We start from the raw sequence: 21,764 nt of genomic DNA, 5'->3' as shown, positions 1-21,764 counted from the left end.
ATGGTGCGAGAGGCCGTCACGATCTACAACCAAGAGCGGCCGCACCTCTCTTTAAAATACAAAACGCCCGATGCGGTGCATCGGGCGTTAGGGTGAAACAGGTGTAAACCTATTTCAGGACTAGACATGGGTCGCGCGCTCCCGTAGGAGCCGGCTTGCTGGCGATGGTCGTTACCGATGACGCGTATGGTCTGGTTAAACGCCGCATCCAATCGCCAGCAAGCCGGCTCCTACAGGTTTTGCGTGATGGCTACAAAGCCGCAGCCGCTGGAACCTCAGGCCCAACCACTGCCACCAACCCTTCCTTCATCCGCTTGGCATCGCGCACAAAACACCGCGAAGCCAGCACCAGAAACACCATGGTGAAGAACAGCGCCACCGGAATCAGGTACATCGCGTCGTGCAGGCCGACAGCCTTGAACGCTTCGGTCATTTGCCCGGCACCCGCCGCGAGCATGGCCGTGTGGGCGAAGTGATCCGACAACGCACCGACCACCACCGGCCCCAATCCGCCACCCAACAGGTACAACCCTGCAAAGAACAGCGCCATGGCCGTGGCGCGCAAGCGTGGTTCGACCACGTCCTGAATCGCCGTGTACACGCAGGTGTAGAAGTTGTAGGCAAACAACCAGCCCACGCTGAATACCGCCACGAACACACCGATCTCGATCCGTCCCGAATGCAGCGCCCAAGCGGTGCAGACTGTGGAGATGATCAGACTGAACGCCGCAAACAGGAGACGACCATTGGCAACTCGCTGATGAATCTTGTCGGCGACCCAGCCACCCAGCGTCAGGCCGAACAACCCGGTCACGCCGACGATCACCCCGGTCGCCACTGCCGCGTCCTGCAATGGCATCAGGAAGTAGCGCTGCAGCATCGGCACCATGAACGAGTTGCAGGCATAGGTGGCGAAGTTGAAGCACAACCCGGCCATCACCAGCCAGAGGAAGGTCGGCACCGCCAGCACCCGGCGAATCGGCCGGTCAACCTTCTCCTGCGAAACCTGCACGCTTTCAGCGGCGCCGCGCTTGGGCTCCTTGATGAAAAACATGAAGACCGCGAGGATCAGCCCCGGTACGGCGGCAATGAAGAAGGGCGCGCGCCAGCTGTCGAAAGCCTTGACCATCGCGCCGATGGTGAAGAACGCCAGCAGCAGGCCCAAGGGCAGACCGAGCATGAAAATGCCCATGGCCCGCGCCCGACGGTGGGCCGGGAACAAGTCGCCGATCAGCGAGTTGGCGGCAGGCGCGTAACTGGCTTCGCCGATGCCGATGCCCATGCGCACGATCAGGAAACTCCAGAAACTGCCCACCATGCCGTTGACTGCGGTCAACCCGCTCCACGCCGCCAGGCCCCAGCCCATCAGCTTGGCACGCGAGCCGGTGTCGGCCATTCGCCCCAGGGGCAGGCCGGCAATGGCGTAGACGATGGTGAATGCAGTGCCGATGATCCCCAGTTGAAAGTCACTGAGGTGCCATTCCATGCGGATCGGTTCGATGATGATGGCCGGAATGGTGCGGTCGAAAAAGTTGAACAGGTTGGCCAGGAACAGCAGGAACAGAATGCGCCAGGCATTCGCCGCTTGGGTCGAGTTCTGCATGGGTCCGTCTCATTTATTGTTATGGGGGCTTCACTGCCAGTGCATCCGAGCCCGGAACCTGCAATCTAGTCAGGCGCCCCACCGCTGTCTGTAATTATTCGTAAAGCTGATACCCGACCATCGGATCAGGCGCGGCCCGTGCAACATTTTATTTCCAAACGATCTAACCTCCATTCCAAAAGGTTTTCAGGACAATGTGCCACTATCGCTTGCATTCCTCAGGTGCCCTCTATACTCAATGACATTCGCTGGCGATCATTGCGCCGGTCAGGAAGACAATGATGGGGCATGCTATGGAGTGGCTTGGTCTGCATTTCATTTCCGAACTGCCAGAGAGTGGGCAGGTCATACTTAACTGCAGACATGACCCTTTTCTGGTACTGCTGGCTTATCTGGTTGCCTGCGCAGGCAGTTTTGCCACACTGGACATGGCCGAGCGGGTGGCTCACGCAGAAAAGAAGGCCTCACAGCGACTCTGGCGCTGGGTCGGCGCGGGATGCCTTGCGGGCGGAATCTGGGCCATGCACTTCATCGGCATGCTGGCGTTTCAGGCGCCGGTCGCTATCCATTACCAATTGTCCATCACCCTCGTTTCCCTGCTGATCGCCCTGCTCGCTTCGTGGCTGGCGATGCACACACTCAGCTTCGCGCAACTGAGTTTCTGGCAATGCTTCAAGGCCGCCATCGGCATCGGCCTGGGCATCGCCGCCATGCATTACGTGGGCATGTCGGCACTGCGTTCGCAGGCGCAGGCCTACTATCAACCGCTGTTGTTCAGCCTCTCGATCGTGATCGCCATCGGCGCCAGCCTGGCAGCGCTGCTGCTGTCGACTTACTTACGCAACGGCGCGGGGTTGCTTCATCAATTGCTCAAGTACGGCGCCAGCCTGGTGCTCGGAGCCGGCATCCTCAGCATGCATTTCACCGGCATGGCCGCCTTCAATCTGGTGCTGCCCACTGGCAGCCTCCTGACCGAGCCCGGGGAAAACAACCACCTGCAACTGGGCCTGACCGTGGCCATCATGACGCTGCTGATTATCGGCAGCAGCATCAGCGCGGCGCTGGCGGACAAAAAGCTGCAGCACAAGGAAAACGATCTGCAACGCGTCAACTCGCTGCTCAGTCAACTGGACCAGGCGCGCATGTCACTGCAACAGGTGGCGCACTACGATCCCTTGACCAACCTGATCAACCGTCGCGGTTTCAATCAGCTCTTCGCCGAAAAACTCAGCCAGAAAACCAGCGAGAGCGGCATGCTCGCGGTGCTTTTCCTCGACATCGACCACTTCAAGCGGATTAACGACAGCCTTGGCCACGATGCCGGCGATGAGCTGCTCAAGGTGCTTGCCGGGCACATCAGAAGCTCGATCCGCAGCCACGAAGATGTCGTGGCACGCTTCGGTGGCGATGAGTTCTGCATCCTCATCGACCTGCATGATCGTGAAGAAGCGCGGCACATGGCCCAACGCATCATGCAAAAAATGAAAGAACCGATTGAGCTCGCCGGGCGGCGCATGGTGATGACCACCAGCATTGGCATCAGCGTGTTTCCAGAAGACGGTAAAACCTGTGAAGAGCTGCTGAAAAACGCCGACCTGGCGCTTTATCAGTCCAAGGGCAGCGGACGCAACGGCCTGAATTTTTTCAGCGCCAACCTCAAGGCCCGCGCCACGCTGGAATTGCAACTGGAAGAAGAACTGCGTCACGCCCTGCGCGAGGACACCGGCCTGTTGCTCTATTACCAACCCATCTACGACCTTAAAACCGGCCAGGTCAGCAAGCTCGAAGCGCTGATTCGCTGGCAACACCCGACCCACGGTTTCCTGGCCCCGGACCGCTTCATTACCATCGCCGAAGCCAACGGCCTGATTACCGAGCTCGACCACTGGGTGCTGCGCAAGGCCTGTGAAGACCTGGGCGAGCTATCGCGCCAAGGCTGCGAGGAACTGAGGATCGCGGTGAATTGTTCACCCCTGACTCTGGAACGCGAAGAACTGGCCGCCGAGATCGAACAAGCGCTACTGGATGCGCAGGTCGCGCCGCAACGGCTGGAACTGGAAGTGACCGAGAACGCGCTGATGGGCAACATCGCCGATACCCTGGTGTTGCTGCGGCAGATTCGCGCCCTCGGCGTATCACTGTCGATCGATGACTTCGGCACCGGCTATTCGTCCCTGGCGTATCTCAAGCGCCTGCCACTGAACACGCTGAAAATTGACCGTTCATTTATCCAGGACATTCCGAATTCGACCCAGGACATGGAAATTGTCCAGGCGATCATCGCCATGGCCCACACCCTGCACCTGGATGTGGTCACCGAGGGCGTCGAAACCTTCGAGCAGTACCAGTTTCTTGAAAGCCAGGGTTGCGACTTCGTTCAGGGCTACCTGCTCAGCCGGCCGGTGCCGCTCGCCGAGTTGCACCCGGTGCTGAAAGAAATCAACCAGCGAAAAAACACATATTCCGCTACGTCGCTGAGCCTGGTTCACGGTACATCTGCACTAATGTAGACGGGTCTTTTTCCAGATACCCCTGCGCCCCATGCAGGCGCATCAGCTGCGCGGCGAGACCGCTGACCGGGGTTGCCGAACCCTGCTCGCGGGAGAACTTCACCGCGGTGTCCAGGTCCTTGAGCAACGTCCGCACGTGCCACTTCACCGGCTCGAAACGGCTCTCGGCCATTTGCGGGGCGAGGATTTGCAGCGGTTTTGAATCGGCAAAACCACCGGCCAGCGCTTCGGCGATCAGGCTCGCGTCCACGCCCGCGCGCTCTGCCAGGGCCACCACTTCGGCAATCACCAGGGCATTGCAGGCCACAATCATCTGGTTGCAAGCCTTGGTCACCTGCCCCGCTCCGACCGCGCCCATGTGCGTCACGCGCTGGCCGAGGCTGAGCAACACCGGTTTGACCCGTTCAAGCGCTGCGGCCTCACCGCCAACCATGATCGCCAGGCTGCCCGCCTCCGCACCGACCACACCGCCCGACACCGGCGCATCGAGCCATCCCATGCCGGTTTGGCTGGCAAGCTGAGCAGCCATTTCTCGCGTTGCCGTCGGTTCCAGGCTGGAAAAGTCCACCAGCAACTGGCCGCTTTTCGCCCCCTCGCTCACGCCAGCTGGGCCAAACACCACCTCACGCACCACCGCCGTGTCGGCCAGGCAGAGCATCACCACATCGGTGTGCTGGCACAGTTCGGCCGGGGTCGCGACCTGCCGCGCGCCGGCCTCGACCAGCGGCGCGCACTTGTCCGGATTACGGTTCCACACCGTCAGCGGGTACCCCGCCGCGAGCAGTCGCCGACACATCGGCAGCCCCATCAGGCCAATTCCGGCAAAACCCAGCGAAGGTAGTATTGACATCATTTTGCCTCCTTTTGATTAAAGATCGCCAAATTCTGGCCGATTTATCATGACTCAGGAAAGGATTCCCCCGAGCGACGTTCAGGCCAAGGCTCTGACGCTTGGGCCAAATACGCGCTGATAAAAGACGCGAGATCTTATTCCGTGACGGTTTGACGACAGCGTGTCGGCCGACCAACCAGCCCAGGTACATGGCGAACAATGACTTCTAAAAATAACCCGGCCACCGCGATTTCCGATCTGACGCTGAGTCCGGCGGCGAACAGCCCCGCACCGTCGAAGCCATTGACGCCGTCGCGCCCGCTGGCGACCCAGCAATACCTGTACTTCACCGAAACCAACACCGACCGCATCCTCGACAACCTCGACGGCCTGCGTGACATGGTGTTCCCGCGCCCGCCACACCTGGAAGGCGACAGCGAGCAGCATAGCGACCAGGAATTCCCGTCGGTGTGCCTGATCGGCCTGGGCCGCTGCGGTTCGAACATTGCGCTGGACGTCGCGGAGCTGGTGTACAACGCCCGTAAGTTCTACCTCAACGAATTCAACAACGAAGATCGCCTGTCGCCGGACAAACGCTACGCCGAAAAAGGCTACAGCCCGGCCCAGTGGATTCGCAACAACCTGCGCCTGATGCCGAACAAGGCCACCAAACCCGTGTTCCTGGTGGAGCCGCTGGTCATGCTCGGCGACCTGGACAAAGACATCGCCGGTCGCATCCGCTTCTCGCGCAAGGGCGAAAAAAGCGGCTTCCTGCGCGACTACAGCAAAATGAAAATCATGGACTTGTCGGAAGTCCACGCCGGTGGCGCCGGTAACGCGCCGATCCTCGGCCAGTACCTGGCCAAGATCATCCTGAACAAGGACACCCAGCGTTTCTCCAGCCCAGACTGGAAGATGATTCACTCGTACCTGATCGACAGCTGTGGCATCAAGGCCAACCAGTCGCGCCTGTATTTCTCGATCTTCAGCGCCGGCGGAGGTACGGGATCGGGCATGGCCTCGGAATTTGGCCTGGCCCAGCAACACTCGTACATGAACAAAACGTTCGACACCAAGCCGATGGACGAACACGACGGCAAGAGCGGCCATTCGTTCGTCTTCGAGCCGATCTTCACCAGCGGCATCTGCGTACTGCCGAACATTTCCGACCACCGCAGCGAAATGTCCGAAGCGCTGCACATCAACGCCGGTCGCCTGTTGTGTAAATACCTGTCGGAAGAGTGGGACTTCTCCTACAACTTCGCCAATGAAGACAGCAGCGAAGCCAGCGTCATGGGCCGAATCCGCCCATGGAACGCGATGATGCTGATCTCCAACGACATCATGCGTTACGCCGAAGAGAACGATGACGGCAACATCCAGAACATTGATGTCAATGCCATGGAAAAGCACGCTAACCAATACATCTCGCAGCAGATCTTCAACATTCTGACGGCCCAGGCGGTTACGACGGACTACGACCAGAACTATTTCCGTCGCGCCGGCATCGACATCGGCGAAACCATTCGCCTGGACGCCAACGACCTGTTCATGAGTCTTGCCGGTCCGGTGGCGATTGCCTACGCCGAGTCCGTGGTACCGGAAACGCCGCCGCCGAGCAGCGACAAATTCAAGGTCTTCGAGAAAGAACCGCAGCGCCTGAACATCGACGATCTGTTCTTCCGCTCGATCGACCTGCCGCACTTCAACAAGGTCACCCAGGCTATCGAAGGCATCAGCCTGCTGCCGATCGAGTCCAAGCGTTATCGCGCTTCGCTGGAGCAATACAAGAACTCGGGTTACGACGCCGCCGCCCTGCACGACCTGCACTTCTTCAAGAACTGCTCGTCGGTGGTGTCGATCGTTTCCTTGCCGAAAGACTACAAGCTGTCGTACATGGACCTGAACCGGCTGAAGACGCACCTCAACAGCCTGTTCCCGAACACCACGCTCAAGCGCTACGCACTGGTGATCGGCGCCTCGGCCAACCTGTCGCTGACCACGTTGATCGCCAAGAGCCCGTGCCTGTCGGACGACTTCCTGACGCTGATTGTGGCGTTCATCAAGCGCTGCTTCGCGAAGAACCCGTACCGTTTCGACGAGACCCTGGACAACTCGATCCTGGACTTCATCATCAATGAACACTTTGACGAAGACCGGATCGACGACCTGCTCAACGAGTTCGAGAACCCGGCGAAAATCCTCGATACCAACTGGTACGCGATCAAACCGATGTACGAGAAGAAGTACCGCGAGCTGATCAACGACAAGGACAAGTTCGTTTCGATCAACGACATCCGCCTGTCGCGCGATTGCGTGAAAAAATCGATCAAATACCTGCGCGAGATCTACCGTCACCGCATCGGCAAGACCAAGGTTATTTCGCTCAACAACCATACCGGCAAGACGTTCTCAGTCTGATCCAGAACCGGGTTGCCCCCATCGCTGGCAAGCCAGCTCCTACAAATTCGTGGCGTACGCGCTGGATGTTGTGGGAGCTGGCTTGCCAGCGATGAAGCTCTGCAATCCACTGAAGATTTCATCCCCAAACATCCAGAAACAATTAAGCAGCCCTCAGGCTGCTCTCTCAACTGTTCCCGTTACGTTTACGTCACCGTGAGGCTGTGGCCTTTCTCTACGGCAACGTGCCATCACGCTACTCGGCTACACACTTTCCATGGATCACGCCACGCACCAAAAAGGTGCCAGCCTTCAAGGCTGCGCTCTTTCCTGGATCATAATCCACGGCGAAACCACCACGGCCCACAGCTGCGGGTCACGCTCGAAAAGATCCAGCGCCCGTGTTTCAGACAGCTTGGCAACCTTGTCTTCGGCCAGCCAGGCAGCCACTTTCTCGCCTTCATCGGTTGCTACAGCCTCGGCAGCGGCGATCAAATCCAGGCTCGGATCGACCCACAATAGGGCACCCTTGGCAAAGAACGGCTCCAGTTCCTTCCAGGTAATAGATGCGGTTTCACCAAGCAGTTTGGCATAGAGGGTGCTAGGTTCTTCAGTCATGGGTCCGGTCCGGAAAAGAAATCGACGCAATGATAACGTCGGTGGTCTGGCAGAAAAACCCAGATGCAATTTGTGTCACCGAACGAAAAGAGCAGGAATGCCAAGGAATGCACGGAATCTGGCTATAAGCCCTTCAAAGCCCCGCCGCAATTCTGTCTTTTTCTTTCAAAATAGCGACACCCCCAAGTTTTGCCCCCTGGCGCCAGCTTCCCAGGCTGACAATCGGCGCTCTACACTGTACCGGTACAGTTGCCGGGGGGCATTTCCGGAGGGATGTCGTAGATATCTGACCGGTTCTGCCGCCAACGGCGCCAGGACTATAAAAACTACAACAGTAAGAGTGGAGCACTATGACTAAGGCTACTAAGCAGATTTCCAAACTGTTTGCCGCTATGGTTCTGGCCGGGGTTGCCAGCCATTCATTCGCAGCTGACACCATCAAGATCGGCATCGCCGGCCCTAAAACCGGTCCTGTAGCCCAATACGGCGATATGCAGTTCAGTGGCGCCAAAATGGCCATCGAACAAATCAACGCCAAAGGCGGCGTAGACGGCAAGAAACTCGAAGCCGTTGAATACGATGACGCCTGTGATCCAAAACAAGCCGTGGCCGTAGCGAACAAAGTCGTCAACGACGGCGTCAAGTTCGTCGTCGGTCACCTGTGCTCCAGCTCCACTCAACCGGCTTCGGACATCTACGAAGACGAAGGCGTGATCATGATCACTCCGGCTGCCACCAGCCCGGACATCACCGCCCGTGGTTACAAAATGGTCTTCCGTACCATCGGTCTGGACAGCGCCCAGGGCCCTGCCGCCGGTAACTACATCGCCGACTTCGTCAAACCGAAAATCGTTGCTGTCCTGCACGACAAACAGCAATACGGTGAAGGCATCGCCACCGCGGTCAAAACCACCCTCGAGAAGAAAGGCGTGAAAGTCGCCGTGTTCGAAGGCGTCAACGCCGGCGACAAAGACTTCTCCTCGATGATCGCCAAGCTCAAGCAAGCCAACGTCGATTTCGTTTACTACGGTGGCTACCACCCGGAGCTGGGCCTGATCCTGCGTCAATCCCAGGAAAAAGGCCTGAAAGCCAAGTTCATGGGTCCGGAAGGCGTGGGTAACGACTCCATTTCGCAGATCGCCAAAGAAGCTTCCGAAGGCCTGCTGGTGACCCTGCCGAAATCCTTCGACCAGGATCCGGCCAACGTTGCCCTGGCTGACGCGTTCAAAGCGAAAAAAGAAGACCCGAGCGGTCCGTTCGTGTTCCCGGCCTACTCGGCTGTGGAAGTGATCGCCGAAGGTATCAAGGCTGCCAAGTCCGAAGACACCGCCAAAGTGGCTGAAGCCATCCACAAAGGCACCTTCAAGACGCCTACCGGCGACCTGAGCTTCGACGACAAAGGCGACCTGAAAGACTTCAAATTTGTGGTTTACGAGTGGCACTTCGGCAAACCAAAAACTGAAGCCAAGCCTCAGTAAGGCGTTGCCTGACTGACTGCCAATAAAGCCCACGGCGTGCCGTGGGCTTTGTTTTACGAACGTACCTGGGCTGCGCTGGCGTGATCCGCCAGTCTCCCCACCTGAAAATCTCTAAACCGTCATCAGCGGTTCGCTGGCAAACCCCGAATTCGAAGTGGATGCAGATCCACGGGGCTCGGGCGGGAAAATGACTCCACCAGTGAAATGCGTATCAGGTTTTTAGGAGCGCTGTAATGCCTGACATCTATCACTTCTTCCAACAGCTGGTTAATGGCCTGACCATTGGCAGCACGTATGCCCTGATCGCCATCGGCTATACGATGGTTTACGGCATCATTGGAATGATCAACTTCGCCCACGGCGAGGTGTACATGATCGGTTCCTACGTGGCGTTCATCGCCATCGCCGGGCTGGCCATGATGGGACTCGACAGTGTTCCGCTGTTGATGACCGCCGCGTTCATCGCCACCATCGTGGTGACCAGTGCCTACGGTTACAGCATCGAACGGATCGCCTACCGCCCCTTGCGCGGCAGCAACCGTCTGATCCCGCTGATTTCCGCCATTGGTATGTCGATCTTCCTGCAGAACACCGTTCTGCTGGCGCAAGACTCCAAGGACAAATCCATCCCCAACCTGATTCCGGGCAACTTTGCCTTCGGGCCAGGTGGCGCACATGAAGTGCTGATTTCCTACATGCAAATCGTGGTGTTCGTGGTGACCCTGGTCGCCATGCTCGGCCTGACGCTGTTCATCTCCCGCTCTCGCCTGGGCCGCGCCTGCCGCGCCTGTGCCGAAGACATCAAGATGGCCAACCTGCTGGGTATCAACACCAACAACATCATCGCCCTGACCTTCGTCATCGGTGCCGCGCTGGCAGCCATTGCGGCTGTGCTGCTGAGCATGCAATACGGCGTGATCAACCCGAACGCCGGTTTCCTGGTCGGCCTCAAGGCCTTCACCGCAGCGGTACTGGGCGGTATCGGCAGCATTCCGGGCGCCATGCTCGGTGGGCTCGTATTGGGTGTGGCGGAAGCCTTTGGTGCCGATATCTTCGGCGACCAGTACAAGGACGTCGTGGCGTTCGGCCTGCTGGTTCTGGTGCTGTTGTTCCGGCCAACCGGCCTGCTGGGCCGTCCGGAGGTTGAGAAGGTATGACTAGGAATCTTAAACAGGCGTTGTTCAGCGCCTTGCTGGTGTGGGCCGTGGCCTACCCGGTACTCGGTCTGAAGCTGACCATCGTCGGCATCAACCTCGAAGTTCATGGCACCAGCACCGCTACCCTGATCACCATCGCCGTGTGTTCGGTGCTGATGTTCCTGCGTGTACTGTTCGACCAGCAGATCAGTTCGGCCTGGCGTTCTTCGCCCAACATGCCGCTGATTCCGGCCAAGGCCAGCAACTTCCTGACCCTGCCGACCACCCAGCGCTGGATCATCATTGCGCTGATTGCCGTTGCACTGGTCTGGCCGTTCTTCGGCTCGCGCGGTGCGGTGGATATCGCCACGCTGGTGCTGATCTACGTGATGCTCGGCCTTGGTCTGAACATCGTGGTCGGTCTGGCGGGTCTGCTCGACCTCGGTTACGTCGGCTTCTACGCCGTCGGCGCCTACAGCTACGCGCTGCTGTCGCATTACTTCGGTCTGAGCTTCTGGATCTGCCTGCCAATCGCCGGCCTGATGGCGGCCACTTTCGGCTTCCTGCTGGGCTTCCCGGTGTTGCGTCTGCGCGGTGACTACCTGGCGATCGTGACTCTGGGCTTCGGTGAAATCATCCGTCTGTTCCTGCGTAACCTGACCGATATCACCGGCGGCCCGAACGGCATCAGCAACATCGAGAAACCGACGTTCTTCGGCTTGACCTTCGAACGCAAAGCCGCAGAAGGCATGCAAACCTTCCACGAGTACTTCGGCCTGGCCTACAACTCGATCAACAAGGTGATTTTCCTTTACCTCGTTGCCCTGTTCCTCGCTCTGGCTGCGCTGTTCGTCATCAACCGTTTGCTGCGCATGCCTCTGGGCCGTGCCTGGGAAGCGTTGCGTGAAGATGAAATCGCGTGCCGAGCGCTGGGCCTGAACCCGACCATCATCAAGCTTTCGGCATTTACCCTCGGCGCGGCATTCGCCGGTTTTGCCGGCAGCTTCTTCGCTGCCCGTCAGGGCCTGGTGACACCGGAGTCCTTCACCTTCATCGAGTCGGCGATCATCCTCGCCATCGTGGTGCTCGGTGGCATGGGCTCGCAGCTGGGGGTGATCCTCGCTGCCGTGGTGATGATCCTGCTGCCGGAAATGATGCGAGAGTTCAGTGAGTACCGCATGTTGATGTTCGGTGCCTTGATGGTACTGATGATGATCTGGCGCCCTCAGGGTCTGCTGCCCATGCAACGTCCTCACATGGAGCTGCGCAAATGAGCCGCGAGATCCTTAAAGTAGAAAACCTGAGCATGCGCTTCGGCGGCTTGCTGGCGGTCAACGGCGTTGCCTTGAGCGTGAAAGAGAAACAGGTGGTGGCGTTGATCGGCCCGAACGGCGCCGGCAAGACCACGGTGTTCAACTGCCTGACCGGTTTCTACAAGCCGAGCGGCGGTAGCATCCTGCTGGACGGCGAGCCGATCGAAGGCCTGCCGGGCCACAAGATCGCCCTCAAAGGCGTGGTGCGTACCTTTCAGAACGTGCGGTTGTTCAAGGACATGACGGCGGTCGAGAACCTCTTGATCGCCCAGCACCGTCACCTGAACACCAACTTCCTGTCCGGCCTGTTCAAGACCCCGGCGTTTCGCAAGAGCGAGCGCGAGGCCATGGACTTCGCCGAGTACTGGCTGGAAAAGGTCAACCTGAAAGAGTTCGCCAACCGTCCGGCCGGCACCCTGGCCTACGGTCAGCAGCGTCGCCTGGAAATCGCTCGCTGCATGATGACCCGCCCGCGGATCCTCATGCTCGACGAACCGGCCGCCGGTCTGAACCCGAAGGAAACCGAAGACCTCAAGGCGCTGATCAGCGTGCTGCGTGAAGAGCACAACGTCACCGTGCTGCTGATCGAACACGACATGAAACTGGTCATGAGCATTTCCGACCACATCGTCGTGATCAACCAGGGCACGCCCCTGGCCGACGGTACGCCGCAACAGATCCGCGACAATCCTGAAGTGATCAAAGCCTACCTGGGGGAAGCGTAAATGCTGCAGTTCGAAAACGTTTCCACCTTCTACGGCAAGATCCAGGCGCTGCACAGCGTCAACGTCGAAGTCCGTCAGGGAGAGATCGTGACCCTGATCGGCGCCAACGGTGCCGGCAAGTCCACGCTGCTGATGACCCTGTGCGGTTCGCCGCGCGCCCACAGCGGCAGCATCCGCTACATGGGTGAGGAACTGGTCGGCCAGGACTCTTCGCAGATCATGCGCAAGAGCATCGCCGTCGTGCCGGAAGGTCGTCGGGTGTTTTCCCGCCTGACCGTGGAAGAGAACCTGTCCATGGGCGGATTCTTCACAGCGAAAGGCGATTACCAGGAACAGATGGACAAGGTCCTCGGACTTTTCCCGCGCCTGAAAGAACGCTTCAGCCAGCGCGGCGGCACCATGTCCGGCGGCGAACAGCAAATGCTCGCCATCGGCCGTGCGCTGATGAGCAAGCCCAAGCTGCTGCTGCTCGACGAGCCATCGCTGGGCCTGGCACCGATCATCATCCAGCAGATCTTCGACATCATCGAACAGCTGCGCAAGGACGGTGTAACGGTGTTCCTGGTGGAGCAGAACGCCAACCAGGCGCTGAAAATCGCTGACCGTGCCTACGTTCTGGAGAACGGTCGGGTAGTGATGCAAGGCACCGGCGAATCCCTGCTGACGGACCCGAAAGTGCGCGAAGCGTACCTCGGTGGCTAAGGCTCTGCGGTAAACAGAAAACGGCCTTCGGGCCGTTTTTTGTGCCCGGTGACTGACGCTTTTGTGGCAAGCGTTCGCCGCAGGTTGCTGTGAATTAGCACGTTACAACCGATCCAGCACCTCTCCACTGCGCTTGAACCAGCCAATCAAATAATCCGCCAATACCTGCGTGCGCTTGGGCAACCCGCCCTGATACGGGTGCACCAGGTACATCGGCATGCGACGCGTCTGATAATCACGCAGGAGCCAGCGCAAACGCCCGCCAGCCAATTCCGCTTGCAGCAAGTAGGACGGCAGGCGCGCAATGCCAGCGCCCGCCAGCGCGGCTTTTTTGAGCAGGCTGTAGTGGTTGCTGGCGAACGGTCCCGACACCCGCACACGCAGTAAATCATGCTGCTGGTGATAGAGCCATTCTTCGCGGCCGCTGTAGTGGCTATTGAGCAAGCAATGGTGCTCAGTCAGCGACTGCGGGGTCGATGGCTCGCCATGTTGCTCAAGGTATGCCGGGCTGGCGCAGGTCAGTTCATGCCAAGCCAACAGCGGTCGCGCAACCAGACGTTCGTCATTGCCGACATCGGAGCGAACCGCCAGATCAAAGCCCTCACGAGACAAGTCGCGGTAGTGGTTACTGAGGTCGAGCTCGATCTGCACCTGCGGATATTTGGCCGAGAACTCCAACAGCAGACCATCGAAGAACGTTTCCCCCAGCGACACCGGAACGGTCATGCGCACCGGGCCGACCATGTCGTCCTTCAGCCGCGCCAGCGCCTGGCGCGCCCTTTCCACCTGAACCACCAACGCTTGCGCCTGCGGCAACAACGCAGCGCCCGCCGCTGTCAGGCTCAAGCGCCGCGTGGTGCGTTGCAAGAGGACCACGGAAAACTGCGTCTCCAGTTGACTGATGCGCTTGGACAATTGCCCCTTGCTGCAGCCCAGTTGCTGTGCGGCCAAGGTAAAGCTACCCGCTTCGACCAGTACCGCGAACGCCGCCAGATCATCCATTTCGCTCATGGATTGTTTCCATTTGAAAACCAAAGGTTGCCTATTAGCACGCTTATCCGCAGAAAAAACCACTCTAAACTGAAGCCTCATTCAATCCCCATGAGGATCACTACCCATGAAAATTCTTCTGATCGGCGCAGGCGGCACCATCGGTTCGGCGGTCGACAAGGAACTGTCCCAGCGCCACGAGATCGTTCGCATTGGCCGCAGCAGCGGTGATTTTCAAGTGGATATCAGTGACAGCACCTCGATTCACAAACTGTTCGAGCAGACCGGCAAATTCGATGCGCTGATCTGCGCCGCCGGCAACGTGACCTTCGCGCCGCTGGCAGAGATGACCGAGGACAGTTTTGCCTTGGGCCTCAAAGACAAGTTGATGGGGCAGGTCAACCTGCTGTTGATTGGCCGCGAGTTCGCCAATGACGGTGCCTCGTTCACCTTCACCACCGGGGTGCTCAGCCACGATCCGATTTACAGCGGTGCCTCGGCCGCACTGGTCAACGGCGCACTGGACAGTTTCGTCCGCGCCGCCGCCATCGAACTGCCGCGTGGCCTGCGCGTGAACTCGATCAGCCCGAACGTGCTGGTCGAAGCCATGGGCAAATACGCACCCTACTTCCGCGGTTTCAAACCGGTTCCCGCAGCGGATGTGGCATTGGCCTACGCCAAAAGTGTCGAAGGCTTGCAGACGGGACAAACCTTTCACGTGGGCTAAAGCCTTGTGATGAACGGTCAGGCTGCGTAACGTGGCGGCACTTGTCAGGAGACCCCAAGATGCGTGTTGCCCGTTCCTTAGTCCTTGTTGCCCTGCTTCCGCTGTTTGCCGCTTGCCAGTTGTTCGATGGCCCGCGTGAAAATGCTGCCCACGTCGGCCAGACCCGCATGCAAGGCCAGTTAACCGCAGCGGATGGCAAGCTGTTGTTCCAGCCGTGCGGCGACACCCGTCGTTATGTGGTCAACGACACGGGCAGCACCAGCGTGTTGCAACAGGCCGCGAGCCTGGCCGATGCCCAGGGCAAGTTGTTCGCCGATGTGCGTGGGCGAGTCGTTGCCGGCAATGGCGACGGCCAGCTCGACCTGGAAACCCTCTACCGTGTCGAACGTTCGGGCACCGCGTGTGACGATCCCAATTTCAAGTTGCTGATCCTGCGCGCCGCCGGCCATGCGCCCGAGTGGAGCGTGAAGGTCAGCGGCAAAGGCATGGTCATCGAGCGCGCCGGTCAGCCGCCATTGGCCGTGCCGTATGTCGAAGAACAACTGGGCGACGGTCGCTTCAACCTGAGCACCGAAGCCAACAACCAACACATTGAATTGTGGGTCGCACCGCAACGCTGCGTCGACAGCAGCAGCGGCAGTATTCAGCACATGAGCGCCGAACTGCGCATCGATGGTCAGGTGCAGCGCGGTTGCGGGTATTTCGGCGGCTCGCGCGACGACTGATCGTTTAAGCCTCACGGAACCGGGCCTTTGGAGCTTATAATCGCCGGCTTCAAACGCCCTGGCGCAGTTGTGCGCCCCGCGAACCGGATCCCGCCATGTTACGAATCACCGAACTCAAGTTGCCGATCGACCATCCCGAAGAAGACCTGCGCCCTGCCATCGTGCAGCGCCTGGGCATCGCCAGCGATGATTTGCTCGATTTCACCTTGTTCAAGCGCAGCTATGATGCGCGCAAAAAGTCCTCCGAACTGTGCTTCATCTACACCATCGACCTCAACGTTCGCGATGAGGCGGCGGTGCTGCACACGTTCGCCGATGACCGTAACGTCAACGTGGCGCCGGATGTCAGCTACAAAGAAGTTGGCCGCGCACCGGCCGACCTGAGTGCTCGCCCGATCGTCGTCGGCTTCGGCCCGTGCGGGATTTTCGCCGGGCTGCTGCTCGCGCAAATGGGCTTCAAGCCGATCATCCTCGAACGCGGCACCGAAGTACGCCAGCGCACCAAGGACACCTGGGGCCTGTGGCGTAAAAGCGTGCTCAACCCGGAATCCAACGTGCAGTTCGGCGAGGGCGGCGCGGGGACATTCTCCGACGGCAAGCTCTACAGCCAGATCAAGGACCCGAAATTCCTTGGCCGCAAAGTCCTGCACGAATTCGTCAAGGCCGGTGCGCCGGAAGAAATCCTCTACGTCAGCAAGCCGCACATCGGTACGTTCCGCCTGACCGGTGTCGTGGAAAACATGCGTGAACAGATTCGCGCTCTGGGCGGCGAAGTCCGCTTCCAGCAGCGCGTCACCGACGTACTGATCGAAGATGGGCAACTGGTCGGCGTCGAACTCGATGGCGGCGAGCAGATCCACTCCAGGCACGTGATCCTCGCCCTCGGCCACAGTGCCCGTGACACCTTCCGCATGCTCCACGGTCGTGGCGTGTACATGGAAGCCAAACCGTTCTCGGTGGGTTTCCGTATCGAGCACCCGCAGTCGCTCATCGACCGCGCACGCCTGGGCAAGTACGCCGGCCACCCGAAACTCGGCGCCGCCGACTACAAACTGGTGCACCACGCCAAGAACGGTCGTTCGGTCTACAGCTTCTGCATGTGCCCGGGCGGCACCGTGGTAGCGGCGACCTCCGAGCCGAATCGTGTGGTCACCAACGGCATGAGCCAATACTCGCGTAACGAACGCAACGCCAACTCCGGGATCGTTGTCGGCATCACCCCGGAAGTCGATTATCCGGGTGGCCCGCTGGCCGGTATCGAGTTGCAGGAGCGCCTGGAATCCCACGCCTTCGTGCTCGGCGGCAGCAACTACGAAGCTCCGGCACAACTGGTCGGCGACTTCATTGCGGGCAAGCCGTCCACCACGCTGGGCAGCGTTGAACCGTCCTACAAACCAGGCGTTGCCCTGGGTGATCTGGCCTTGGCTTTGCCAGACTTTGCCATCGAAGCGATCCGTGAAGCACTGCCGGCCTTCGAGAAGCAGATTCGCGGGTACTCGCTGCACGACGCCGTGTTGACCGGGATAGAGACCCGCACGTCGTCACCGCTGCGGATCACCCGTAACGAGTCGATGCAGAGTTTGAACGTCAAAGGCCTGTTCCCGGCCGGTGAAGGCGCGGGTTACGCGGGCGGGATTCTGTCGGCGGGTGTTGACGGGATTCGCATTGCGGAAGCGGTGGCCCGGGACATCCTCGGCCTCGAAGCCTGACCTGCATTCCTGGATTAAATGCAAAACCCTGTGGGAGCGAGCCTGCTCGCGAAGACGGAGTGACATTCAACACGGATGTTGACTGGTCTGCCGCTTCACGAGCAGGCTCGCTCCCACCCTTTGTTTCTTCTGCCCGTCAGATATTGGCTCGCAGCACCGTGTTCGGCAGCGGCTCGCCGCGCTCGACCGTCGCAGCAACCGCATCTATCAACCCGCTCAACTCATACCCTTGCGCCTTAAGCCAATCCTGATCGTAATAGGTCGTGGCATAACGCTCGCCGCCGTCACACAAAATCGCCACCATCGACCCCGTCTCCCCTGCCGCTTTCATTGGCTGCGCAGCCATCAGCGCACCGATCAGGTTGGTGCCGCTCGACCCGCCCACATGCCGACCCAACCGCTCAGCCAGGTAATGCATTGCCGCCAGCGACAGTGCGTCCGGGACCTTGACCATGGCATCGATCACCTTGGGCAGGAACGACGCTTCCACCCGTGGCCGACCAATGCCCTCGATTCGCGAGCCGTGGTCCAGGCGCAGGCTGGCATCGCCGGTCAGGTAGTAATCGAAAAACACCGAACGCTCGGCATCGGCGCAAAGCACCCGGGTACCATGTTGGCGATAGCGAACGTAGCGGCCCAGAGTGGCGGTGGTACCGCCGGTGCCAGGGCTGGAAATCAGCCAGCTCGGCTCGGGGTGCTGCTCGAAGCGCATCTGATGAAAGATCGATTCGGCAATGTTGTTGTTCGCCCGCCAGTCGGTGGCGCGTTCGGCGTAGGTGAACTGATCGATGAAGTGTCCGTCGTGCTCGCGCGCCAGGCGCTCGGACTCGGCATAGATCTGCGTCGGATCGTCCACCAGATGGCTCTTGCCGCCATAGAAAGCGATCTGTGCAATCTTCTCCTTTGAGGTGGTGGCCGGCATCACCGCAATAAACGGCAGGCCAAGCAAACGCGCAAAGTATGCCTCGGAGATCGCCGTCGAACCGCTGGACGCCTCGATCACCGGCGCGCCGGGTTTGAGCCAGCCGTTACATAGCGCATAGAGGAACAGCGAGCGCGCCAGTCGGTGCTTGAGGCTGCCGGTGGGATGGCTGGACTCGTCCTTGAAATACAGGTCAATGCCCGGAAAACCCGGCAGCGGCAAAGGAATCAGATGGGTGTCGGCGCTGCGCTGGAAGTCGGCTTCGATGATGCGGATGGCTTCGCGGGCCCACTGTCGATTGTCGCTCATGGTGGTTTTCTCGTTGAGTCGGCCTTGTCGCAAGGCTCAGCCCTGAAGCTTAGGAAAAATCCGACATCCCGCACAGATACAGCTGAGCTTCAATACGTCCGGCAACTGCTAGGCTCAGGTCCATGTCGACCTTTCGACCGTAACGGCATATAACAAAAAAGAATATAACTTTTGTTTTAACAACAAACGGTACAGGTTAGGGTGTGCCACCTTTTGAATTTATCGATGGAGAGCGACCTTGCCTCTGCGTAGCACTTTCACGCGTTTCTTTCAGTTGGAAGCTGCCAGCGGTCTGTTACTGATCGCCGCAGCCGTTCTGGCTTTAATTATCAATAACTCGCCGCTGTCGTGGCTCTACAACGGCCTGCTGGACACTCCCGTGGTGGCCCAGGTCGGCGCGCTGAAAATCGCCAAGCCGCTGCTGCTGTGGATTAACGACGGCCTGATGGCCTTGTTCTTCCTGCTGATCGGTCTGGAAGTGAAGCGCGAAGTCCTCGACGGCCAGCTTGCCAGGCCGTCACAGATTGTCCTGCCCGGCGCGGCGGCAATCGGCGGCATGGTCGTGCCAGCGCTGATCTACTGGTTCCTCAACCGCGACAACCCGGCGGCCCTGAGTGGTTGGGCCATTCCAACCGCCACCGACATCGCGTTTGCGTTGGGTGTACTGGCGCTGCTGGGCAAACGGGTGCCGGTGTCGCTGAAACTGTTCCTGATGACCCTGGCGATCATCGACGACCTGGGCGCGATTATCATCATTGCGATTTTCTACTCCGGCGCATTGTCGACCGTGTCCCTGGCGCTGGCGGCAGCCTGCATCGCGGCACTGATCGGCATGAACCGGCTCGGGGTGGCCAAGCTCGGGCCTTACATGATCATTGGTCTGATCCTCTGGGTCTGCGTGCTCAAGAGCGGCGTGCACGCCACGCTGGCCGGTGTGACCCTGGCGTTCTGTATCCCGCTGCGCACGAAAAACGCCGAGCCGTCGCCGCTGCTGACGCTCGAACACGCACTGCACCCGTGGGTGGCCTACGGCATCCTGCCGCTGTTCGCTTTCGCCAACGCGGGGTTGTCGCTGAGCGGCGTCACCGTCGACAGTTTCACCCACGACGTACCGATGGGCATCGCTGTCGGCCTGTTGCTGGGCAAGACCGTCGGTGTGTTCGGCCTGACCTGGCTGGCCGTCAAGATCGGCATCGCCGCCCTGCCCCAAGGCGCCAATTGGGGTCAGATATTGGGCGTCGCGATTCTCTGTGGCATCGGCTTTACCATGAGCCTGTTTGTCGGCTCCCTGGCCTTTGAGCCGGGTGTCAGCGACTACGCGGGGATGGACCGGATGGGGATTTTGACCGGTTCGATACTGGCGGCGTTGATTGGTTATGCGGTGACGGCGATGGCGAGCCGTAAGCATGAGTCCCGTATCGCATAACCTGAATTAATTTTCGGCCCGAGCCTGCGCTACAAACAATAAAAAACCCCGATCAGTCACCTGATCGGGGTTTTGGTTTGTTACTCGTTTGCGCCTAGTGCGAAACGCGGCTGGTGCCATCAACCGTGGCAATGCGCACACGTTCGCCGACACGGAACACTTCGTTTTCCTGAACCTGTTGCACGTAGGCGCGCATGCTGCCGTCGTCTTCGCGAACGGTAATTTCCACGCCCTGGGTGCGGGTCAGGCCTTCTTCGGTGGCCGAGCCAATCAGGCCGCCGGCGACGGCGCCGATGACCGCAGCAACGATGCTGCCTTTACCGCCACCAATGGCACTACCGCCCACGCCGCCAACGGCTGCCCCGGCGAGGCCGCCGATCGGGGTTTTGGTGCCTTCGATTTTTACCGGGCGCAGCGCTTCGATGGTCCCCATGCGAATCGTCTGCACGCGACGCGCTTCGTCACGGGAGTACGAGTCACCGGTCAGGCTCGATTGGCAACCAGTGAGCAACATCGCCATCGTGGAAAAAGAAGCAACCAGCAGAACAGACTTACGCATAGCATCAACTCCAAAGGACAGGTATTCATTAAACTCCGCAGCTTGACGCCTGTCACGGCATCGCCCGGATAAAAATGATTTCATTCAGTTCCCGTACAGGGCCGGCGCGAACTCATCACACATTAGCGGCAATTTCGGCAATCTGCGCCGCTGGCCGAGGATTTTCATGGATTACTTTATCATTGTCGTCACGACTGTCGCTGGCCTGTACTTCCACGGGTGGCTGTACGTGCGAATCAGACGCTGGATGGACCGCGATCTGGCGCTAGCGCTGGCAGGGCATGACGAACGGAAAAAAGCGTTCATGCTCCAGCAACTGGCCATTGCCCGGACGCAGAAGATCAGGCGTCGAGACCTGCCGCAATGGCTGGAGGCCGCTGCGGCAGGTTATCTCGAGCGGTAGACTGCTCAGGGTGCCAGACGTTCAAGAATCCAGTCGGCGCCCTGCAGGCGGTAGTTGAGGCGGTCGTGAAGGCGGCTGGAACGCCCCTGCCAGAACTCGATGCGCTCGGGCAAGAGGCGGTACCCCCCCCAATGTTCAGGGCAGTGTGGCTGGGTATCGCTGAAGCGTTGCTCGGTTTCCTTGAGCAATTTCTCCAGTTCCCCGCGATCGGCAATCACTCGGCTTTGCGGTGATGCCCAGGCGCCCAGGCGGCTGCCCAGCGGACGAACCTGATAATAGGCATCGGACTCTGCAGGCGTGACCTTCACCACCCGTCCTTCAATCCGAACCTGGCGTTCCAGGGTCGGCCAGAAAAACGTCATGGCCCCGAACGGATTCGCCGCCAGGTGCTGGCCCTTGGCGCTGTCGTAATTGGTGAAGAAAGTGAAGCCTTTTTCGTCCAGGCCCTTGAGCAGCAGGATACGGCAATGCGGCCGACCGTCCGGGTCGACCGTGGCCAAGGTCATGGCGTTCGCTTCTACCGGTGCCTGTTCGGTTTTCACCGCATCGGCAAACCACTGGTGGAACAGCGCAAACGGCTCGGCCGGGGCTTGCGCCTCGGTCAGGCCATCACGGGTGTAGTCGCGACGCATATCAGCCAGGGCCTTGGTCATGGCGCATTCCTTTTGGTTAACGAA

20 protein-coding genes are annotated in these 21,764 nt (G+C 59.6%); 13 read left to right on the top strand and 7 right to left on the bottom strand.

Going from position 1 to position 21,764, the window contains the following annotated elements; all coding sequences use genetic code 11:
- Positions 1-96, top strand: a 96-nt coding sequence (locus BVK86_RS29345) for an integrase core domain-containing protein (protein WP_139315762.1), incomplete at its 5' end; no start/stop codon positions are given.
- 154 nt (positions 97-250) lie between these two features.
- On the opposite strand, the gene BVK86_RS13220 is transcribed toward BVK86_RS29345, so the two are convergent.
- The gene (locus tag BVK86_RS13220; RefSeq protein WP_075946845.1) at positions 251-1,603 is read right to left on the bottom strand and encodes a spinster family MFS transporter; all 1,353 of its coding nucleotides are present in this window, start codon (positions 1,601-1,603) and stop codon (positions 251-253) included.
- A 293-nt stretch (positions 1,604-1,896) separates the two neighbouring features.
- Here BVK86_RS13220 and BVK86_RS13215 point away from each other — a divergent pair, with 293 nt between their 5' ends.
- Positions 1,897-4,113 (top strand): putative bifunctional diguanylate cyclase/phosphodiesterase, encoded by a 2,217-nt coding sequence (locus BVK86_RS13215; protein WP_279627466.1) that lies wholly within the window; start codon positions 1,897-1,899, stop codon positions 4,111-4,113.
- Here BVK86_RS13215 and BVK86_RS13210 read toward each other — a convergent pair.
- Positions 4,070-4,966, bottom strand: a complete 897-nt coding sequence (locus tag BVK86_RS13210) for an NAD(P)-dependent oxidoreductase (RefSeq protein WP_075946843.1) — start codon at positions 4,964-4,966, stop codon at positions 4,070-4,072. The two genes, BVK86_RS13215 and BVK86_RS13210, sit on opposite strands and share 44 nt — an antisense overlap.
- Positions 4,967-5,164: 198 nt before the next feature.
- On the opposite strand from BVK86_RS13210, the gene BVK86_RS13205 reads away from it, so the two are divergent.
- Positions 5,165-7,366 carry a hypothetical protein gene (locus BVK86_RS13205; protein WP_075946842.1) on the top strand — a complete coding sequence of 734 codons (2,202 nt, stop codon included), beginning with the start codon at positions 5,165-5,167 and terminating at the stop codon, positions 7,364-7,366.
- A 291-nt stretch (positions 7,367-7,657) separates the two neighbouring features.
- On the opposite strand, the gene BVK86_RS13200 is transcribed toward BVK86_RS13205, so the two are convergent.
- Positions 7,658-7,963, bottom strand: a complete 306-nt coding sequence (locus BVK86_RS13200) for a DUF2288 domain-containing protein (RefSeq protein ID WP_075946841.1) — start codon at positions 7,961-7,963, stop codon at positions 7,658-7,660.
- 350 nt (positions 7,964-8,313) lie between these two features.
- On the opposite strand from BVK86_RS13200, the gene BVK86_RS13195 reads away from it, so the two are divergent.
- From BVK86_RS13195 to BVK86_RS13175, 5 genes are all read left to right on the top strand, one after another.
- Complete coding sequence (locus tag BVK86_RS13195) at positions 8,314-9,441, top strand: branched-chain amino acid ABC transporter substrate-binding protein (RefSeq protein ID WP_075946840.1); 1,128 nt, start codon at positions 8,314-8,316, stop codon at positions 9,439-9,441.
- 233 nt (positions 9,442-9,674) lie between these two features.
- On the top strand, positions 9,675-10,598 hold the full coding sequence (livH, locus tag BVK86_RS13190) for a high-affinity branched-chain amino acid ABC transporter permease LivH (RefSeq protein ID WP_056856113.1): 924 nt from the start codon (positions 9,675-9,677) through the stop codon (positions 10,596-10,598).
- Positions 10,595-11,851, top strand: coding sequence for a high-affinity branched-chain amino acid ABC transporter permease LivM (locus BVK86_RS13185; protein ID WP_075946839.1), 1,257 nt, complete (start codon positions 10,595-10,597; stop codon positions 11,849-11,851). The genes livH and BVK86_RS13185 overlap by 4 nt, the downstream gene beginning before the upstream one ends.
- Positions 11,848-12,615, top strand: coding sequence for a high-affinity branched-chain amino acid ABC transporter ATP-binding protein LivG (gene livG / locus BVK86_RS13180; RefSeq protein WP_075946838.1), 768 nt, complete (start codon positions 11,848-11,850; stop codon positions 12,613-12,615). The genes BVK86_RS13185 and livG overlap by 4 nt, the downstream gene beginning before the upstream one ends.
- A complete protein-coding gene (locus tag BVK86_RS13175; RefSeq protein ID WP_075946837.1) occupies positions 12,616-13,317 on the top strand; it encodes an ABC transporter ATP-binding protein in 702 nt (233 codons plus the stop codon).
- A gap of 102 nt (positions 13,318-13,419) precedes the next feature.
- Here BVK86_RS13175 and BVK86_RS13170 read toward each other — a convergent pair whose 3' ends face one another.
- Entirely contained in the window at positions 13,420-14,328 is a 909-nt protein-coding gene (locus tag BVK86_RS13170; protein WP_075946836.1) for a LysR family transcriptional regulator, read from the bottom strand.
- A 106-nt stretch (positions 14,329-14,434) separates the two neighbouring features.
- On the opposite strand from BVK86_RS13170, the gene BVK86_RS13165 reads away from it, so the two are divergent.
- The 3 genes from BVK86_RS13165 to BVK86_RS13155 all read left to right on the top strand — a co-directional run bounded on the left by BVK86_RS13165 (position 14,435) and on the right by BVK86_RS13155 (position 17,468).
- Positions 14,435-15,034 carry a short chain dehydrogenase gene (locus tag BVK86_RS13165; protein ID WP_075946835.1) on the top strand — a complete coding sequence of 200 codons (600 nt, stop codon included), beginning with the start codon at positions 14,435-14,437 and terminating at the stop codon, positions 15,032-15,034.
- A gap of 59 nt (positions 15,035-15,093) precedes the next feature.
- A complete protein-coding gene (locus BVK86_RS13160; RefSeq protein WP_075946834.1) occupies positions 15,094-15,759 on the top strand; it encodes a COG3650 family protein in 666 nt (221 codons plus the stop codon).
- 95 nt (positions 15,760-15,854) lie between these two features.
- The gene (locus BVK86_RS13155; protein WP_075946833.1) at positions 15,855-17,468 is read left to right on the top strand and encodes an NAD(P)/FAD-dependent oxidoreductase; all 1,614 of its coding nucleotides are present in this window, start codon (positions 15,855-15,857) and stop codon (positions 17,466-17,468) included.
- 136 nt (positions 17,469-17,604) lie between these two features.
- Here the strand turns inward: BVK86_RS13155 and BVK86_RS13150 are convergent, their stop codons facing one another.
- On the bottom strand, positions 17,605-18,699 hold the full coding sequence (locus BVK86_RS13150; RefSeq protein WP_075946832.1) for a PLP-dependent cysteine synthase family protein: 1,095 nt from the start codon (positions 18,697-18,699) through the stop codon (positions 17,605-17,607).
- Positions 18,700-18,937: 238 nt separating this feature from the next.
- Between BVK86_RS13150 and nhaA the strand changes: the two genes are divergently transcribed.
- Positions 18,938-20,125, top strand: coding sequence for a Na+/H+ antiporter NhaA (gene nhaA / locus BVK86_RS13145; protein ID WP_075946831.1), 1,188 nt, complete (start codon positions 18,938-18,940; stop codon positions 20,123-20,125).
- A gap of 94 nt (positions 20,126-20,219) precedes the next feature.
- On the opposite strand, the gene BVK86_RS13140 is transcribed toward nhaA, so the two are convergent.
- The gene (locus BVK86_RS13140; protein WP_075946830.1) at positions 20,220-20,684 is read right to left on the bottom strand and encodes an outer membrane lipoprotein; all 465 of its coding nucleotides are present in this window, start codon (positions 20,682-20,684) and stop codon (positions 20,220-20,222) included.
- Positions 20,685-20,850: 166 nt separating this feature from the next.
- On the opposite strand from BVK86_RS13140, the gene BVK86_RS13135 reads away from it, so the two are divergent.
- Positions 20,851-21,087, top strand: a complete 237-nt coding sequence (locus BVK86_RS13135) for a hypothetical protein (RefSeq protein WP_075946829.1) — start codon at positions 20,851-20,853, stop codon at positions 21,085-21,087.
- Positions 21,088-21,092: 5 nt separating this feature from the next.
- Here the strand turns inward: BVK86_RS13135 and pdxH are convergent, their stop codons facing one another.
- A complete protein-coding gene (gene pdxH / locus BVK86_RS13130) occupies positions 21,093-21,740 on the bottom strand; it encodes a pyridoxamine 5'-phosphate oxidase (RefSeq protein WP_075946828.1) in 648 nt (215 codons plus the stop codon).
- Between the last annotated feature and the right edge of the window lie 24 nt (positions 21,741-21,764).

Source organism: Pseudomonas reinekei (assembly GCF_001945365.1).
Classification (GTDB): Bacteria; Pseudomonadota; Gammaproteobacteria; order Pseudomonadales; family Pseudomonadaceae; genus Aquipseudomonas; species Aquipseudomonas reinekei.
This window is presented reverse-complemented; position numbering and strand designations above follow the sequence as displayed.

Coding starts and splice junctions, on each gene's coding strand:
- BVK86_RS13210 (WP_075946843.1), bottom strand. CDS start 4,966: ATGATGTCAATACTACCTTCGCTGGGTTTTGCCGGAATTGGCCTGATG.
- pdxH (WP_075946828.1), bottom strand. CDS start 21,740: ATGACCAAGGCCCTGGCTGATATGCGTCGCGACTACACCCGTGATGGC.
- livG (WP_075946838.1), top strand. CDS start 11,848: ATGAGCCGCGAGATCCTTAAAGTAGAAAACCTGAGCATGCGCTTCGGC.
- BVK86_RS13215 (WP_279627466.1), top strand. CDS start 1,897: ATGGAGTGGCTTGGTCTGCATTTCATTTCCGAACTGCCAGAGAGTGGG.
- BVK86_RS13140 (WP_075946830.1), bottom strand. CDS start 20,684: ATGCGTAAGTCTGTTCTGCTGGTTGCTTCTTTTTCCACGATGGCGATG.
- BVK86_RS13175 (WP_075946837.1), top strand. CDS start 12,616: ATGCTGCAGTTCGAAAACGTTTCCACCTTCTACGGCAAGATCCAGGCG.
- BVK86_RS13150 (WP_075946832.1), bottom strand. CDS start 18,699: ATGAGCGACAATCGACAGTGGGCCCGCGAAGCCATCCGCATCATCGAA.
- BVK86_RS13200 (WP_075946841.1), bottom strand. CDS start 7,963: ATGACTGAAGAACCTAGCACCCTCTATGCCAAACTGCTTGGTGAAACC.
- BVK86_RS13135 (WP_075946829.1), top strand. CDS start 20,851: ATGGATTACTTTATCATTGTCGTCACGACTGTCGCTGGCCTGTACTTC.
- BVK86_RS13160 (WP_075946834.1), top strand. CDS start 15,094: ATGCGTGTTGCCCGTTCCTTAGTCCTTGTTGCCCTGCTTCCGCTGTTT.
- BVK86_RS13170 (WP_075946836.1), bottom strand. CDS start 14,328: ATGAGCGAAATGGATGATCTGGCGGCGTTCGCGGTACTGGTCGAAGCG.
- BVK86_RS13155 (WP_075946833.1), top strand. CDS start 15,855: ATGTTACGAATCACCGAACTCAAGTTGCCGATCGACCATCCCGAAGAA.
- livH (WP_056856113.1), top strand. CDS start 9,675: ATGCCTGACATCTATCACTTCTTCCAACAGCTGGTTAATGGCCTGACC.
- BVK86_RS13220 (WP_075946845.1), bottom strand. CDS start 1,603: ATGCAGAACTCGACCCAAGCGGCGAATGCCTGGCGCATTCTGTTCCTG.
- BVK86_RS13195 (WP_075946840.1), top strand. CDS start 8,314: ATGACTAAGGCTACTAAGCAGATTTCCAAACTGTTTGCCGCTATGGTT.
- BVK86_RS13165 (WP_075946835.1), top strand. CDS start 14,435: ATGAAAATTCTTCTGATCGGCGCAGGCGGCACCATCGGTTCGGCGGTC.
- BVK86_RS13185 (WP_075946839.1), top strand. CDS start 10,595: ATGACTAGGAATCTTAAACAGGCGTTGTTCAGCGCCTTGCTGGTGTGG.
- BVK86_RS13205 (WP_075946842.1), top strand. CDS start 5,165: ATGACTTCTAAAAATAACCCGGCCACCGCGATTTCCGATCTGACGCTG.